General features: G+C 61.3%; 17 protein-coding genes. 3 read left to right on the top strand and 14 right to left on the bottom strand.

The annotated features are described in order from the left end of the window. Nucleotides 1–5: 5 nt before the first annotated feature. From ACP6KB_RS11165 to ACP6KB_RS11100, 14 genes are all read right to left on the bottom strand, one after another. Nucleotides 6–920 (bottom strand): YeeE/YedE thiosulfate transporter family protein, encoded by a 915-nt coding sequence (locus ACP6KB_RS11165; RefSeq protein ID WP_442113776.1) that lies wholly within the window; start codon nucleotides 918–920, stop codon nucleotides 6–8. A gap of 21 nt (nucleotides 921–941) precedes the next feature. Then, complete coding sequence (locus ACP6KB_RS11160) at nucleotides 942–1,436, bottom strand: YkgB family protein (RefSeq protein WP_442113775.1); 495 nt, start codon at nucleotides 1,434–1,436, stop codon at nucleotides 942–944. A gap of 130 nt (nucleotides 1,437–1,566) precedes the next feature. Then, nucleotides 1,567–2,082 (bottom strand): carboxymuconolactone decarboxylase family protein, encoded by a 516-nt coding sequence (locus tag ACP6KB_RS11155; protein ID WP_442113774.1) that lies wholly within the window; start codon nucleotides 2,080–2,082, stop codon nucleotides 1,567–1,569. A gap of 212 nt (nucleotides 2,083–2,294) precedes the next feature. Next, nucleotides 2,295–3,479 carry an acetyl-CoA C-acyltransferase gene (locus tag ACP6KB_RS11150; RefSeq protein ID WP_442113773.1) on the bottom strand — a complete coding sequence of 395 codons (1,185 nt, stop codon included), beginning with the start codon at nucleotides 3,477–3,479 and terminating at the stop codon, nucleotides 2,295–2,297. Nucleotides 3,480–3,510: 31 nt separating this feature from the next. Then, the gene (locus ACP6KB_RS11145) at nucleotides 3,511–5,097 is read right to left on the bottom strand and encodes an arylsulfatase (protein ID WP_442113772.1); all 1,587 of its coding nucleotides are present in this window, start codon (nucleotides 5,095–5,097) and stop codon (nucleotides 3,511–3,513) included. A gap of 43 nt (nucleotides 5,098–5,140) precedes the next feature. Further along, a complete protein-coding gene (locus ACP6KB_RS11140; protein ID WP_442113771.1) occupies nucleotides 5,141–6,043 on the bottom strand; it encodes an SDR family oxidoreductase in 903 nt (300 codons plus the stop codon). Then, nucleotides 6,040–6,495 carry an acyl-CoA thioesterase gene (locus ACP6KB_RS11135; protein WP_442113770.1) on the bottom strand — a complete coding sequence of 152 codons (456 nt, stop codon included), beginning with the start codon at nucleotides 6,493–6,495 and terminating at the stop codon, nucleotides 6,040–6,042. Before ACP6KB_RS11135 ends, ACP6KB_RS11140 begins: the two co-directional genes overlap by 4 nt. A gap of 4 nt (nucleotides 6,496–6,499) precedes the next feature. Next, nucleotides 6,500–7,783, bottom strand: coding sequence for a histidinol dehydrogenase (gene hisD / locus ACP6KB_RS11130; protein WP_442113769.1), 1,284 nt, complete (start codon nucleotides 7,781–7,783; stop codon nucleotides 6,500–6,502). Nucleotides 7,784–7,816: 33 nt separating this feature from the next. Beyond that, nucleotides 7,817–9,121 (bottom strand): MFS transporter, encoded by a 1,305-nt coding sequence (locus ACP6KB_RS11125; RefSeq protein WP_442113768.1) that lies wholly within the window; start codon nucleotides 9,119–9,121, stop codon nucleotides 7,817–7,819. A 49-nt stretch (nucleotides 9,122–9,170) separates the two neighbouring features. After that, complete coding sequence (locus ACP6KB_RS11120; protein ID WP_442113767.1) at nucleotides 9,171–10,214, bottom strand: LacI family DNA-binding transcriptional regulator; 1,044 nt, start codon at nucleotides 10,212–10,214, stop codon at nucleotides 9,171–9,173. Nucleotides 10,215–10,443: 229 nt separating this feature from the next. After that, nucleotides 10,444–11,085, bottom strand: a complete 642-nt coding sequence (locus ACP6KB_RS11115) for a LysE family translocator (protein ID WP_442113766.1) — start codon at nucleotides 11,083–11,085, stop codon at nucleotides 10,444–10,446. A 47-nt stretch (nucleotides 11,086–11,132) separates the two neighbouring features. Beyond that, entirely contained in the window at nucleotides 11,133–12,128 is a 996-nt protein-coding gene (locus ACP6KB_RS11110) for a hypothetical protein (RefSeq protein WP_442113765.1), read from the bottom strand. A 115-nt stretch (nucleotides 12,129–12,243) separates the two neighbouring features. Further along, nucleotides 12,244–12,570 (bottom strand): hypothetical protein, encoded by a 327-nt coding sequence (locus tag ACP6KB_RS11105; protein ID WP_442113764.1) that lies wholly within the window; start codon nucleotides 12,568–12,570, stop codon nucleotides 12,244–12,246. A 19-nt stretch (nucleotides 12,571–12,589) separates the two neighbouring features. Beyond that, nucleotides 12,590–12,976: a hypothetical protein gene (locus ACP6KB_RS11100; RefSeq protein WP_442113763.1), complete on the bottom strand. Its 387-nt coding sequence runs from the start codon at nucleotides 12,974–12,976 to the stop codon at nucleotides 12,590–12,592. A gap of 163 nt (nucleotides 12,977–13,139) precedes the next feature. Between ACP6KB_RS11100 and ACP6KB_RS11095 the strand changes: the two genes are divergently transcribed. The 3 genes from ACP6KB_RS11095 to ACP6KB_RS11085 all read left to right on the top strand — a co-directional run bounded on the left by ACP6KB_RS11095 (nucleotide 13,140) and on the right by ACP6KB_RS11085 (nucleotide 15,576). Beyond that, on the top strand, nucleotides 13,140–13,991 hold the full coding sequence (locus tag ACP6KB_RS11095; protein ID WP_442113762.1) for an AraC family transcriptional regulator: 852 nt from the start codon (nucleotides 13,140–13,142) through the stop codon (nucleotides 13,989–13,991). 113 nt (nucleotides 13,992–14,104) lie between these two features. Next, nucleotides 14,105–14,647, top strand: a complete 543-nt coding sequence (locus ACP6KB_RS11090) for an RNA polymerase sigma factor (protein WP_442113761.1) — start codon at nucleotides 14,105–14,107, stop codon at nucleotides 14,645–14,647. Further along, nucleotides 14,644–15,576: a FecR family protein gene (locus ACP6KB_RS11085; RefSeq protein WP_442113760.1), complete on the top strand. Its 933-nt coding sequence runs from the start codon at nucleotides 14,644–14,646 to the stop codon at nucleotides 15,574–15,576. Before ACP6KB_RS11090 ends, ACP6KB_RS11085 begins: the two co-directional genes overlap by 4 nt. The last annotated feature ends 174 nt before the right edge of the window (nucleotides 15,577–15,750 follow it).

Genomic DNA, 15,750 nt, shown 5'->3' with positions numbered 1-15,750 from the left:
ACAGTTCAAGTGGGGGGGCGACAACAACGCCTGACACCCAGGGCTGCAAGGATGCCCACGACAATCGCCAATAAAGGCAGGCTCGAAACAACGTTGAGGGTTGGAAACACCAGCAGCATCTGTGAATCGTTACCCCCCAGCATCATGGAGGCGCCACCGCCCATCAGTACTCCCGACAGCAAATGTCGACTCGATGCGGCCAACCGGATTGCTTGCCATCTGAAGGTCTTGCGGTACACAGTAAAGCCAAGCATGCCCAGCAGCAGTGCCGCAAACACCGCCAGGCGCTGGCCACTGATCAACCATTGACCCGGCGTCCACACCCATTGCGCCAGATCGTAGAAAAAATCACTGGGTGTCCATAAAGGTTCAAGGCTGTAAAGCGCACGGGTCAAGGTACCCAGCAGCATGCTGGCCAACACCAGGCGTCGATCGCCGTGAGCCCGCACCAGCACCAGCAATACCAACAGCAAAATACCCAGGGTCAGCCCGTAATGGAGACTGGAGATCTCCGGCAAGCGATCGATCTTGTATTCAGGCTGCCGATTGAGGCGGTGCCACAACAGGATACCGAGCACCCAGCCGACAATGGTCAGCGTCAGGTTGAGGTCACCGCGGGTGATTCGAGTCAAGGTGCCGAGGCTGCAGCCGCCGTTCAAAACCGAGGCGACACCGAACAGCAGGCCGCCAGTCAGCAGCGGCCAATAGCCGATACCCGGCGAAAACAATGGCTGGCTGATGCCGAGCCGCTCATACAGCGGTGCAAGCAGCAGCCCGAACAGACCGCACGACAGCAGTGCCACAAATAACGTCGGTCGCCCTTGCAGCAACAGCTCGCAGGCTCTGACCAGGCACAACCCCATGCGCTGCGCTGTCCAGCCAATCAGCAGCGCCAGAATCAAGGCAAATAGCACAGTCACCTCACCCGCCCGATCAACGGCTCAGGCGACAGCCGGGGCGTGCTGCGGCACTCGAAAAACGCGCAGCAGGCTGTGTTTGAGGAGCACGAGTGAAGCCGCCAGCAACACCACGTCCTTGAGCAGGAAACCCGTCGCGCCGCCCATGGCAGGAAACCCGCCCGCCGACGCCTCCCAGGCACCGGGCGTGGAGAAAATCAAGGTAAGAGTAGTCAAGTACGTCGCCACGGACCCCGCCGATGCCAGCACTGAAATCCTTGCAAACCAGGCACCGAGCACCAGGCCCAGCCCTATCGACCATTCCGCAACGCCCAGTGCGTAGCTGGCACCTTGAACACCGAACACGGTGTGCATCCATCCCAGGATCGGGCTGTTGCCAATCAAGGGCTGCAGCGCTTGTGCCTCGTAGGGGAACCATTTGGCGTAGCCGAACAGGGCAAAAATCACAACGAGCGCCCAACGGGTGAACTTGATTTCAATGTCACTGCGCAGCAGGCCAGCAAGTGCGGACGGGGTCATAGTAAATTCCTGGATTGCAAAGGAGGGTCAATTGACTGAGTGGCTAGGCATGGATTTGTTACAGCACAGTGGTATGGCCACTGCGAAATTGCAGCGGCCAGCGCCTGCCGTGGTTTATCTGCCAGGCGCATCAATCCACGGCGGGAAAGTCCAGTTCAGTGTTGGCCACGTTGTTGAGATAGTTGGTGAAGGTGGTAGTCGCGACCAGGGCAATGACGTCGACGATCTTGGCGTCGCTCAAACCTGCCTCGCGGGCGTCATGCAAATCACGTTCGGTGACGCGCCCTCGCAATTCGACAACCTGGCGAGCCAACACCACCACCGCATCCAGGCGCCCCTCACGAGCACGTGTGATGTCGCTCGCATCCAGGCCGGCTTTACCGGCAAACAAAACGTGCGCCGCGAGGCAGTAGTCGCAACCATTGACCTGCGAAACGGCCAAGGCAACGGCCTCTCGCTCACGGGAAGTCAATGTCGACTTCTGCAGCGCCTGAGAAAGGGCCAGGTAACCACCCAATGCGGCGGGCGAATGAGCCATCGTGGCAAACACGTTCGGCACAACACCGAACGCTTTGTGCAGGCCCTCCAAATGGCGACGAGAGGACTCGGGAGCCTGTTCCGAGTTCAGGGCAGTAATACGCGTCATGGTGAGTCTCCGGTAAGTTGGTTGGGGCTTGATCAACCCTGGAGACATAGTGGACGCCGCCATGAGCGCCCTGGGATCTGATCGTCAACGTTATCGTGCAGATCGTCCAAATGTGCAGGCGTGGCCTCAATGCGACGTACTTGACGGGGCTTGCTTCTGTGCAAGATAGCTCGACCTTCATCGAAGCGGCCCCGCCAGAATAGCGGCATGCATCACACGACTTCGAACAAGCCAGCGGCGCCCATCCCTCCCCCGACGCACATGGTCACCACCACGTACTTGACTGCACGGCGTTTGCCTTCGAGCAAGGCATGACCCACCATGCGCGCGCCGCTCATGCCATAGGGGTGGCCGATGGAGATGGCACCGCCGTTGACGTTGAGCCGGTCGTTGTCGATGCCCAGTTTGTCGCGACAGTAAAGCACCTGGCAGGCAAAGGCTTCGTTGAGTTCCCAAAGGCCGATGTCATCGACGCTCAGGCCGTGCTGTTTCAGGAGCTTCGGTACCGCCAGTGCCGGGCCGATGCCCATTTCTTCCGGCGCCAGGCCGGCCACGGCGATACCGCGGTACAGGCCCAGGGGCTGCAGGTTGCGCTGTTCGGCCAGGCGCGCGTCCATCAGTACGCAGGCACTCGCGCCGTCAGACAACTGACTGGCATTGCCGGCGGTGATACTGCCGCCTTCGATCACGGGCTTGAGCCGGCTCAAGTCGTCAATCTGGGTGTGTGGGCGGTTGCCTTCATCCAGGCTCAGGCTTACCTGTTCATGGCTGATCGCACCGCTGGCTTTGTCAACCACCTGCTTGCTCACAGTGACCGGCACTATTTCATCGCTGAACACACCTGCCTGTTGCGCGGCAGCGGTGCGTTGTTGTGATTGCAGGCTGTAGTGGTCTTGCGCTTCGCGGCTGATGCCGTAGCGCTGGGCCACCCACTCGGCGGTTTGCAGCATCGGCATGTAAGCCTGGGGTACGTGGCGCAGGACGCTGTCGTCATGCTGGCTGTCGACCCAATGCATGTGCCGGTTCTGCACCAGGCTGATGTGTTCCTGGCCGGCACCCAGGGTCACCTGCATGCCGTCGACCATGATTTGCTTGGCGGCAGTGGCGATGGCCATCAAGCCCGATGCGCACTGGCGATCCAGGGTCTGGCCGCTGACGGTCAGCGGCAGGCCTGCCGCCAAAGCGCTCATGCGTCCCAGGTTCCAACCCGCAGTTCCTGCGGGCATGCCGGTACCCATCACCAGGTCTTCGATTTCTCCGGCTTCGATACCGGCGCGCTCGACGGCGGCGCGAATCGCGAAGCTGGCCATGGTCGGCGAGGTGGTGACGTTGAAGGCACCGCGAAAGGCCTTGGCGATCGGCGTGCGGGCGGTGGAAAGGATTACAGCTTCTTTCATCGTGTGGCTCCTGCTCGTTGGAAGGCTTGGTCTACTGCCGGCTTTTGAGGAAATCCTGAACCAGGTTCGAGCGATCGAACGACTTGGCGGCTTGCACTGGCGGATACTCGGCAAGGGTTTTCAGGTGCGCGCCAATCAACTCGCCCATCGGTGCTGCGATCCACGACGACTTCTGGATCATATGGCCGTAGGCGTCATTGCTGTCGTAGCTTTCGAACGGGTCGCTGCGCAGGTTGAACATCAAAGGGGCAAACAGCGGCTTGATCGGCGCGTAGTAGTCTTCTTTGGTCGAGAAGTGCAGCTTCCACGGCCCCATGCGCACGGCGGTCAACTTGCTCTCGATGTAATAAAACAGGCTGGTGCGCGCGCTGTCGGGGGCTTTGCCGGTCCAGTAGTCGAGGTTATTGATGCCGTCGATGTACTGCTTTTTCTGCACTTTCATGCGCTCTGCCACATCCGTTACACCGGCTGCGGCTGCCAGGCTGGTGAACATGTCCTGGTGCGCCTGTATGCCGTTCTTGATCTGCCCCGGCTTGATGACCCCCGGCCAGCGCAACATCGAAGGCACACGTACACCGCCTTCGTAGGTTGTCATTTTTTCTCCACGGAACGGCGTTGTCGCACCGTGGGGCCAGGATGAGTGCTCCGGGCCGTTGTCGGTGGAATACCAGACGATGGTGTTCTGATCCAGGCCGCTTTGTTTGAGAAAATCCAGCAGCACGCCAATGTCGTGGTCGTGCTGCAGCATGCCGCTGCCTTGGGTATCGCCCTCGTGGGTGTACCTGGCGGCGGCATGTTTCCAGGTGTCGTTGAGGTGGGTGTACAGGTGCATGCGGCTGGTGTTGACCCAGACGAAGAATGGCTTGTCATCGTTCTTGGCTTTGCGCATGAAGGCCATGGCATGGGGGATCACTTCGGCGCCGTCGAAGTCCTGCATGCGCTGGATGGTCAGCGGTCCGGTGTCTTCGATCGTCTGTTTGCCGACCACACCAAAGCGTGGATCGACCGTCGAGTTCTCTTGGTCGCTGGCGAAACTGTGCAGCACGCCACGGGTGGCGAACTTCTTCGCGTAGGCCTGCGGCCCGCCCGGATACTGCTTGGCGAAGTTCTGATAATCGGTGTACTCACTTTGCTCCTCGGTATTGAGGTGGTAGAGGTTGCCAAAGAACTCGTCGAAGCCATGCACGGTGGGCAGGTTGGGGTTGTTGTCGCCTAAGTGGTTCTTGCCGAACTGGCCGGTACGGTAGCCGGCATCCTTCATCACTTCGGCAAGGCTTGGCGAGGCAGCCTGCAGGCCGAGCTTGTCGCCGGGCTGGCCGACGGTGGTCATGCCTGAACGGATGGGGTACTGACCGGTGATAAAGGCCGCGCGCCCGGCCGTGCAGGACGGCTGGCCGTAGTGGTCGGTAAAACGGATGCCTTGCTGGCCGATCTGGTCGATGTTCGGCGTGGTGTAGCCCATGGTGCCCATGCCGTAGGCGCTCACGTTCTGCCAGCCGATGTCATCGCCCCAGATCACCAGGATGTTGGGTTTGGCCGTCTGCGCATGCGCCATGGGGGCGCCAAGCACAACAGCGGTAATACCTGCCATGACCAGGCGTTTCATGCGTTGCATCATGAGCGGTCTCCTTATTGCGACGTTAACTGCAGAGGCGGCGGGTTCAGCCGCGCAGCCCTTCAAGCAATTGCGCGCGCAGTGTCGGTTTGTCTGCGAAGGGATCGGGTGGATTACGCTGCTCGACAATCGCGTCGAAACGATCGCGCACCGAAGCCATGGCGTGTGGGTGCGAATAGATATAAAAGCGGCGCTGGCCGATGGCCTCGAAGGTGAGTTCTGCGATCTGCTCGGCACTGACTTTGGCCGCGCCGGTCGCTTTCTGGTTTTGCGCCTGAGCCGCTGCCTGAGAGCGCGTTTGGCCCTCGGCATTCACCAGGTCGAGCGGACGATGGCGCGCAGAGGCACTGATAGCGGTCGCCACGAAGTACGGGCAGAGCACCGAGCAATGCACCTGGGTGGTCATCAGGGCGAGGTCCTGATAGAGCGTTTCGCTGAGCGACACCACCGCGTGCTTGCTGAGGTTATAGGCACCCAGGCTAGGCGCGTTGAGCAAACCGGCCATCGACGCGGTGTTGATGATGTGCCCTTGATAGTCGGGGTCTTGGGCGGCCGCCGCCAGCATCAACGGCGTGAAAATGCGCACGCCGCTGATAACGCTGCGCACGTTGACGCCCAGTATCCAGTCCCAATCCTTCTCACTGCTCTCCCACACAAGGCCGCCAGCGAGCACCCCGGCATTATTGAACAGCACATGCACGGCACCGAACGCTGCGATGGCGGCATCGGCCAGTGCCTGGATCTGGCCTGCTTGTGAGACATCGGCGTGCAGGCCAATCACTGTCGCACCGCCAGCGCGCAACTGGGCCACGGTGGCCTCCAGCGCTTCGTGCTGCAGGTCGGCCAGCACCAGTTTCATACCAAGCGCCGCGCCCCTCTCGGCGAATGCCTTGCCCAAGCCTGAGGCGGCACCGGTGATCACCGCTACCCGATTGCTGAACGCGTTCATGACGCTGTCTCCACCTGTTGCACCTGAATGCATTGCAGCGCACGACGCAAAGGCTCCGGCAGCGGCACTGGTCGGCGTGTCACGCGGTCGACGTAGACATGGATAAAATGGCCCTGTGCCGAGGCCTGGCTGTTGTCGTTGACGAACAGCCCTACTTCGTAGCGCACGCTCGAGCGGCCGATGCTGGCCACGCGCAGGCCGCCACGCACCAGGTCAGGGAAGGAAATCGAGGAAAAATAGCTGCACTGGGTATCGACCACCAGGCCAATGGTCGGGCACTGATCAAGGTCCAGCAGGTGTTGTTCCAACAGCCAGCCGTTGACCACGGTGTCGAACCAGCTGTAATAAATCACGTTGTTGACGTGGCCGTAGACGTCGTTGTCCATCCAGCGTGTGGTGATGTCGCGCAAGTAAGGGTAGGCGCTGCGCTGTTGCGGTACGGGCTTGCTCATACCTTCAGGCCTCCTGCTTCATGCGGCGCACGCGGATGTCTGCCTGCTCCTTATGCCCGGACATATGCTCATAGCCACACAGCCGTGAGCAGTAGTTGCCGATCATCACGCAGGCTTCGTCGGTCAATACGCGTTGGTAGGTGTGGGTCTTGATGAACTTGCCCACCCACAGCCCGCCGGTGTAACGGCCCGCGCCCATGGTCGGCAAGGTGTGGTTGGTGCCGATGACCTTGTCGCCGTAGCTGACATTGGTCCGATGACCAAGGAACAGTGCGCCGTAGCGGGTCATGCGTTGGTGATACCAGCTCGGGTCACGGGTCATGACCTGCACGTGCTCCGAGCACAGGCGTTCGGCGACTTCCAGCGCTTCTTCATCGCTGTCGCACAGGTAGATCTCACCAAAGTCGTTCCAGGCCACGCTCGCTACGGCGGCAGTGTCCAGGCGTGCCAGCACCTGCTCGATCGCGCCTGGCAGTTGTTCGGCAATGGTTTTGCTGGTGGTGACGCAATAGGCCGGGGACGTTGGACCATGTTCGGCCTGGCCGAGCAAGTCGACGGCCACCAGTTCGGCGTCCACCGTGTCATCACAGATCACCAGCGTTTCGGTCGGGCCGGCGAACAGGTCGATACCGACGCGGCCGAACAGTTGCCGCTTGGCTTCTGCCACGTAGGCATTGCCGGGGCCGACGAGCATGTCGACCGCGTCGATGCTTTCGGTACCGATGGCCATTGCTGCCACTGCCTGCACACCGCCCAGGCAGTAGATTTCGTCGGCACCCGCCAGGTGCATGGCTGCCACGATCTCGGCGCAGGGCTTGCCTGCAAAAGGCGGAGCACAGGCAATCACGCGCTTGACGCCGGCCACCTTGGCCGTCAGTACGCTCATGTGCGCGCTGGCGATCAGCGGGTATTTGCCACCGGGGATGTAGCAGCCGACCGAGTTCACCGGGATGTTGCGATGACCGAGCACCACGCCCGGCAGGGTTTCAACTTCAACGTCGTGCATCGAGGCCTTCTGGATCTCGGCGAAACGGCGAATTTGTGCCTGGGCGAACCTGATGTCTTCAAGGGTTTGTTCGGGCAGGCTGGCGATGCAGGCGTCGATCTGCTCCTGGCTCAGGCGCAGGCTGGGGGGCGACCAGGCGTCGAACTTCTCGGAATATTCGCGCACGGCGCTATCGCCGCGTTGCTCGATAGCGCTGAGGATGCCCTCGACGGTGCTGCGGATCTGCGCCTGGTCGCTGGCTTTGGCCTGGGCCGGGCGACCCTTTTTGAGGTGTTGAATCACGAGTGTTCTCCTAAGGGATGCACAGGGTGTATTTCAGGCGGATTGGTAGGTCGATAGCGCGGGCCGGGCGACCCGCAACACAATGGCGCTGGCAACCAGGTACAGGCTCATGAGCAGGTAGAAGCTGTAGCTGGTCCCACCGCTGGCGGTGTTCAGGGCGCTGGTGAGCGAAGGAATGATCGCGCCGCCGAGGTTGCCGATGCTGCTGACCAGGGCAATGCCCACTGCTACCGAGGCGCGTGGCAGGTATTCAGAGAGCAGCGCGAAGAACACCGGCGTTACCGAGGCGATGCCCAACATGGCCAGGCACAGACCGAGCAGCGAGGCGCCCAGTTGGCCCTGGGCCAACACCATGATTGCCAGGCCGCAGACCGCCACCAATGCGCCGCTGGAGAAATGCCAGCGGCGCTCGCCGAAACGGTCTGAACTGCGGCTGAGCAGGAGCACGCCGGCGATAGCGAACAGCTGTGGCAGGGTGGCGTAGAGGCCGACGTGCATCAGATCGGCGACGCCCCAGCTGCGAATCAATGTCGGGGTCCAGAAGGCCATGGCATAGGTGCCGGCAACCATCAGCACGTAAACCAGCGACAACGCCCAGAACCTGGAGTCGACGAGCAGGTCGCGCACGGAGCCATGGCTGGCCTTGAGCGATGAGTGCTGCTCGGCGTCCAATTGCGCGCGCAGACGGTTCTTCTCTTCACTGGTCAGCCATTTCGCCTGTTCAGGCCCATCGACCAGCACTCGCCAGGCCAGCAGTCCCAGGAGCGGGGCTGGGAGGCCTTGCACCAGAAACAACCATTGCCAGCCGTGCCAGCCATTGAAGCCGTCAAGGAACTTCATGATCGCTCCCGACAGCGGCCCGGCGATCAAGCTGGCGAAAATGGCCCCGAGCAGGAACACCGCGATCATCCCTGCACGCCGCGCGGGTGGGTACCAGAAGGTCAGGTAGAGCAAGGCCCCGGGGGTGAAACCGGCTTCGAAGGCGCCCAGCAGAAAACGCAGAACATAGAATTGCGCAGGTGTCTGCACGAACATCATGGCCATGGCCACCACGCCCCAGCACACCATGATGCGCAACAGCGTTTTGCGCACGCCGATCTTCTCCAGCATCAGGTTGCTGGGCACCTCGAACAACAAGTAGCCAATGAAGAAGATACCGGCGCCTAGCGCATACACCGCGTCGCTGAACGCCAGTGTCTCCTTCATCTGCAGCTGTGCGTAGCCGACGTTGATGCGATCAAGAAACGCCACAACATAGGCGGCGATCAGCAATGGCATGATGCGCCACGCGATTTTTCGATAAAGCTTGCGGTCGTCTGGGGTTTCGCTGAGGTTCATGCCTGTCTCCTGATGTTTTTTGTTGTTATTGACCTGCAGGGGTGTGGCGCTAGGCTGTGGCGCGAAGCACCAGATGCCCGGGGATCTCGCACAGCGCTGGCGTGTTGCCTGGCGGGTGGCCTTCGCCGAGCAAGCGAATGACGCAGGCGATCATCTGTTCTATAGGCTGGTGCACGGTGGTGAGGGCGTGCTCCGGGTAGCTTGCGGCGCAGATGTCATCGAAGCCGACCACCGCGACGTCTTCGGGCACACGCAGGCTGGTGTTCAAGCGCAGATAGCTCAATACACCAAGGGCCATCTGGTCGTTGGCACAGAACACCGCGTCGATGGCCGGCTGCCCGGCGCAGAACAGCTGCGCGGCAGCGGCACGTCCGCCTTCGTAGCTGTAGCCGCCATGGCACTGCGCGACCACACGTTGGCCATGCACTGCCAGGCCCTGCTCGAAGCCGAGCAGACGGTCAGCGGTCGTCGAGCTTTGCAGGTCACCGCTGATGAAGGCGCAGGCGTGGCGATTTTGTTGAACCAGGTAGTCGGCCACCGCGGCGGCCATGCGCTGGTTGTCGCAGCACACAGACCAGACGGTCGGGTCTTCAACGCGGCGGTTGAGAAACACCAGGGCAACCCCCTGGCGCGCGCAGAGTTCGGACATGTGTGAAGACAACTTCGCTGCCGTGACCACAATGCCGTCGACCTGGTATTGCAGTACTTGCGGCATCAGGGTGTCGGCATCAGCGCCTGCCGGGACCACGAACAGCAACAGTTGCTGACCTGATGCGCGCAACTGCTGGGAGAACGCCTCAAGTACTGCGGGGTAGAACGGATTGCTCATGTCGCCCATCACCAGCGCCACGATCCCTGTGCGCCGCCGGTTCAGCGAGCGGGCAATGGCGTTGGGGCGGTAGCCCAGCTCGTCGGCCAGCGCCAGGATGCGCGAGCGCAGTTTGGCCGAGATACGCGAATCTGCGTCGAAGGCGCGCGTGACGGTAGAGGTGGCCACGCCCAGTTGCTCAGCTAAATGCCGGGCTGTAGGCCGACCGCTCGAACGGGCAGTGGCCGTGAGCGGAAATTCGGGAAGGTGGTTTTTTGCCGTCACATCGCAGCCTCAGTCATCGTGCAATCGTGTGCACACATGAGCTGAATGCTGCCTACTTTTGGTGAACAGCTGCCCCCTCGTCAAAGGGGGGGCAAGGCAATACGGGAACGAATTACCCGGTAGGAGCGGCGGTGCGGCGACCCGACTTGCCCCGCGATCTGCCGCAACGCGACAGCAAGGCCTGAATTCGCGGGGCAAGCCCGCTCCCACAAAACGTTTTGTACAGAGACTAAGAAACAGGCCGGCGCATCGCGAGAATGGCGGTGCCGAAGCCGATGAACGTCGAACCGACCACCCTACTGACCCACACCGAGAACGCAGGCCGGGTCAGCATGCCTTTGGCTCGGGACGCAATGGCGGCATACAGGCTCAATGAAGTCAGTGACAGTCCCATGAAAATCACCGTCAACAGCAGAAACTGCGGCAACAGCGCCGCGTTCTGGTCAATGAATTGTGGAAACAAGGCGGTAAAAAACATCGTCGCCTTGGGGTTGGTCGCTGCCGTCAGAAACGCCGATTTGTACAGTTTCCAACGCGACGGCCTGATGGCGTGTCCGTCCACCTGTACTTCACTGGCCAGTGCCGGGCTTTTCTTGAACAACTGCCTGGCCCCCAGGTAGAACAGATAGCCCGCGCCCAAAATCTTCACCGCGTTGAACATCCACTCGGAGCTTGCCAGCAGCGCGCCCATTCCCAACATCGCCGCTGCCGACAGGCAGAACAGCCCGCACGCATTGCCGATCGATGACCAGATGGCGTAACGCGGCCCGTAGGCCAGGCTGTTGTTGATGGCCATCAAGGTCGCAGGCCCGGGGCTTGCGATGGCAATCGCTGCTACCAGGGTAAAAGCCAGAATCGAATGCAGATCCATTTTTCACGTTCACCATTACTTGAAGTAGGGTCGCCGCACCGCCACGCCTACCAGCGGTCTTTCACGACAATGCTGTTGACCACCAGCGGGCACAGGGCCTGGAGTTTGACAAAGTCTTTATCCGCTTGCGCTTTGTCGGCCAGCCCCACCGTTGTCGCGCAACTGACCAGGAAGGCTTGCTCACCGATAAAAAACGCATTGAGCCGGGCAACCTGGTAGATCTTGACACCGGCCCGCTCAAACTCGCCACTGAAATCCAGCCAGTAGCCCGGCAACGTCTCGACTGTCTGCGCCCCGCCATTGATGAACGTGCTGTCCGGCGGGGTCAGGCTCTTGATACCCTCGCCATCGACCTGCGCTTTGATCTCCTGCGGGGTCACTTTGGCGCCGGTGTTGCGGATATCGAGGGTAATCATCTGCTGGCCGAAGCCGGCCATGCTTTGCCACTTTTGCACAATGTGCGGGCGTTCGCCCTCTGCGCCGACCCACGACACCGGTACGTCCAATGTCAGGTTCAAGCCGAGGGATTTCGGATGCCCCTGAGTATCGAAACGCTGGCGCTGTTTGGCCGAGAACTCTCTCGCGGGCTGATCTTTGTAGCGGGCGGCAAGCAAAAACGGCCGCACGCTTGCATCTACCTCGCCTTTGGCTCGGCTGTTGACCTCGGCAATGAACTTGACGGCTTGATCTTGCGTGAGACGTGCCGTGTTGATCTGCTGCACCACGGATGACTCCATGCGCGTGGCGATCTGGCCAAAGGCCTCGCTGCCGACTGCGGCGCTGATTTCTGTGGCCAGCGTGTCCTTGATCGAACTGCCATAGGCGGCGGCAAACCCATGCTCTGCGCCTTTCACCGGTGCCTGCAACGCGGGATACAACGTGGCGATGCGTTTGAGCGTGTAGTCCTGACCGAGCAGGTAACCATAAGCCTTGCCGAGCCCTACCATTGCCTCGTCACTGCGACCAAAACTGAAGTCGGCAACGGCGGGAGCAGAAGAAACGGCAAGCAGGAACGCAAAGGCAGAACGACGAAGCATGTGCATCAGAGAAAGGTCCATTTTCAAAATAGCGGTGCACATTCAAACATTTCCAACCGCCATTGTACAAAGTGCCATCACTCCCTGTAGGCGCGGGCTTGCCCCGCGAAGCCCACCGACATTACTGCCCCTGCACAACAGCAAACGAATGCGGATCATCCGCCGAAAACGTCCTGAACCGCAGCCCCTTCACCAGCCGCTGCGCCGTCAGCTCGAACAGCTCGGCCAGGCATGGCAAGGTGAAGTGGGCCTGCATCCGCTCGGTCGAATACCAATACCCGGTGAGCGACCAGGTGCCGCCAGGATCGCTGCCGCAGGTCAGCCGATAAGCCGCGCAGTCGCAGCTGTGCTGCAGGGTCTGCAGCAGCGCCTGCAGACGCTCGCGGAGGACGGCGGCCGAACCATCGGCCGGATCGATCTCGACCGCGTTGATAGCAACAATCCCCATGGTCGTTAGCCCTCGCTGCTCATTGCGCCAGAAGTTTCTGCGCCAGTTCCACCCCCTCTTCCCTGCTGGCCACCACAAACAACGGATAGCCCCAGAAATACTCGAACTTGACCGCAAACAATGTCGCTGCCTGCTGCTTGCTGGTGTCGGGTTCGATGTGGATTTGCCCTTTGACGAAGGTGCGCAAGGCGCTTTTGTGGCGGTTCATCCACAGCGCCAACTGTTTTTGCTCATCCTGGCTGTTTTGTTGCGCTGGCGGGTCCGCGCGTTGTTCGTCCAGCAGCACGAAGGGTTCAGCGCGTGCCAGCAGCCCTTCAAAGGCAACGAACCCTTCATCGCCGGTGTTGATAACAGTGGTGCCAATCTGCATCCAGACCAGTGGAAAGTGTGCGCAATCTATAACCATGTGACCTGTCCTCTGCATTGAATAATCTGCACCCTGCTCAAATGAGGGTGCCGGTAACGCAACGGCACGATATCCAACCGCAGCGGTTTACGTCATTGCACAATCAGGCCACACTATTTTTCATTTCGGCCAAGTGCTGCTAACTGCCACATAGGAAGCGTTCGTGGAACCCGTTACCGCTGACGATCCGATGATTACCTGGGACATCGACAGCATTGCGCGCAAGGTCACCGCGTTGAATACCTCGCGGGTTGACAAGGATTGGGAACACGCACCGCACCAGCATCGCAAGGCGCAGCTGATTTATTCGGTGCGCGGAATCCTTAACTGCGAGGTGCAGACCGGTGTATGGATCGTGCCGCCGCAATGCGCAGTGTGGATTCCGGGCAACCTGCTGCACTCGACCCGCGGCTCGGGAGAAACCGAGTGCTATTGCCTGTTTGTTGAACCCGATGCGGTCGAAGGTTTGCCCAGCGTCTGTTGCACGCTGGCGGTGTCGCCGCTGCTGCGCGAGCTATTGCTCAAAGCCACAGGCTTTGCCCCGCTGTACGCCGAAGACGGCCCCGAAGCGCGCCTGAGCGCGGTGTTGCTGGATGAATTGCGTGAGGCGCCGATCGAATTCCTGCACTTGCCCATGCCGCAAGACCGCCGCCTGCGTGAATTGGCGCAAGGGCTGTTGGCCGATCCATCGAGCAAAGCCTCAATGAGCCAATGGTGCAAACACATCGGCATGAGTGAGCGCAGCATGAGCCGCTTGTTGCTGCAGGAGGTCGGCATGAGTTTCGGCCGCTGGCGCCGCCAGCTGCATATCGTGCTTTCGCTGCAACGCCTGACCAGGGGCGAAAGCGTGCAGGCGGTAGCGCTGGCGCTGGGTTATGAAAGTGCCAGCGGCTTCGTCACCATGTTCCGCAAGGCCATGGGCAAGCCGCCTGCGCGCTACTTGTCTGAGGGCGGTGCCAACACCTGCGCTGACGCTGACGGCGCAACGGTCAGCGGTATCGTGCTGGCATCTTGAAGAGGGCCGCCAATCACAAACATAAATAGCAATACTTCTTATTTACATACGATTGACAACTATTTATGCTGCCTGACGCGACTAATCCGGTCGTGTCAAAGAGCAGCCCGATCGTGTCGATTGCCCTCTCCTCCCCGTCAATTTCCACAAGCCCGTCGCTGAACTGGCAGGACATCGACCTGCGCTGGGCCTATAACGACTTGCTGCTCAGCCTCAGTCGCCAGACCCGCTGCGTGCAGCGCGCCTATGACGTGCTGCACGACGCCCTGCTGCGCTTCGCCTTGGCTCAGCACCCGCAGCCCTTGACCCAGCCCAACGCCTACCTCAGGCAGGTGGCGCAGTCGGTGTTGATCGACCATTTTCGCCGCAACGCCCGTTTGCAGCCGCTGCCTGAGTACCATGAGGAAACCGGCGACGAGCATGTCGCGCCGAGTAATGAACACCTGCTGGACATCCAGCAACGGCTGATCGCCCTGCAACGCATCCTCGATTGCCTGCCGGCACGCTGCCGTGAGGTGTTCTGGCTGGCGCGCATCGAGGGCTATGCGCAAAAAGAGATCGCCCAGCAACTGGATATCAGCCTGAACATGGTCGAGCGTCACATGGCCCGCGCTCTGGTCAGCCTGCGCAACGCCCGCGACTTGCTGCGTTCATGAGCGATGCCCGCGAGCAAGCGGCGCTGTGGTTTGCGCGCCTGCACAACGACGCTGGCGAGCACCCTGAACGCAGGCAGTTCGACGCCTGGCTGGCCGCCGATCCACACCATGCGGCCGAATACCAGGCGCTGCTCGAACTGTGGGGCGACTTCGCCTCCACCCCACGCACCGAAGCGTTGGCCCAAGCCATGGAACAGCAGCGTCGGCGCCAGCGCCGTCGCCTGCTGCAAGGTGGCGCCCTGGCCGTGGTGCTGACACTCGCTAGCGCGTTCGGCTGGCAGGCCCACCGCTACGGCCCACTGGACCTCGAACTGCACACCGCTATTGGCGAACGGCAGGTGCAGCAACTGCGGGACGGCACTGAACTGACACTCGATGCCGATACCCACCTGCACCTGCACTACAACGCCGAGCAGCGTCTGGTCGAACTGATGCGCGGCGAGGCGATCTTCGCCGTGGCACGTCAGCCGCAGCGGCCGTTCATCATCGACAGCGGCCTGGCCAGAGTACGGGTGCTGGGTACGCGCTTTGTCCTCAACCGTTTGCCGGACCGCCTGCGGGTCAGCGTTGACCACGGCCAGGTGCAGGTAGACAGCCTCTCGCGGCCCGGTGAAAGCCTGGTGCTGGAAGCCGGCCAGGTCGCCGAGGTAGGCGCAGACGGACGCCTGCAACGCCTGCCACGTGCGGCCAGTGATGCATTCTCGTTCCAGAACGGCAGCCTGGTGTTCGACCAGGCCGACCTGGCAGAGGTCGCCGCCAGCCTGTCGCGCTACCGTCAGTTGCCGGTGCAGGCCGCTACCGGCCAGAGCCCGCGCGTTAGCGCTGTGGTGCAACTCAACGATATCGAGGGGTTCCTGCAGGCGCTGCCTCAGGTCGTAGCGGTGCGCCTGCGCAACGAAGCGGACGCCACCATCCTGCAGCCCCGCTAGGTTTTGCCCACTTCGCGGCCCTCTGTGGGTGGGAGCGGGCTTGTCCCGCGAACACGGGCGAAGCCCGTGCCATTCACCGCAGTGCCTGCTTCGCGGGGCAAGCCCGCTCCCACTGAACGACCGCTCGTCGGCATCGCAAATAATTCGCAATCACAACATCAGGGTAAAACCACC

The organism is Pseudomonas sp. NUPR-001 (genome assembly GCF_052147955.1).
GTDB lineage: Bacteria > Pseudomonadota > Gammaproteobacteria > Pseudomonadales > Pseudomonadaceae > Aquipseudomonas.
The sequence above is the reverse complement of the archived record's forward strand: the minus strand, read 5'-3'. Positions and strand labels throughout refer to the sequence as shown.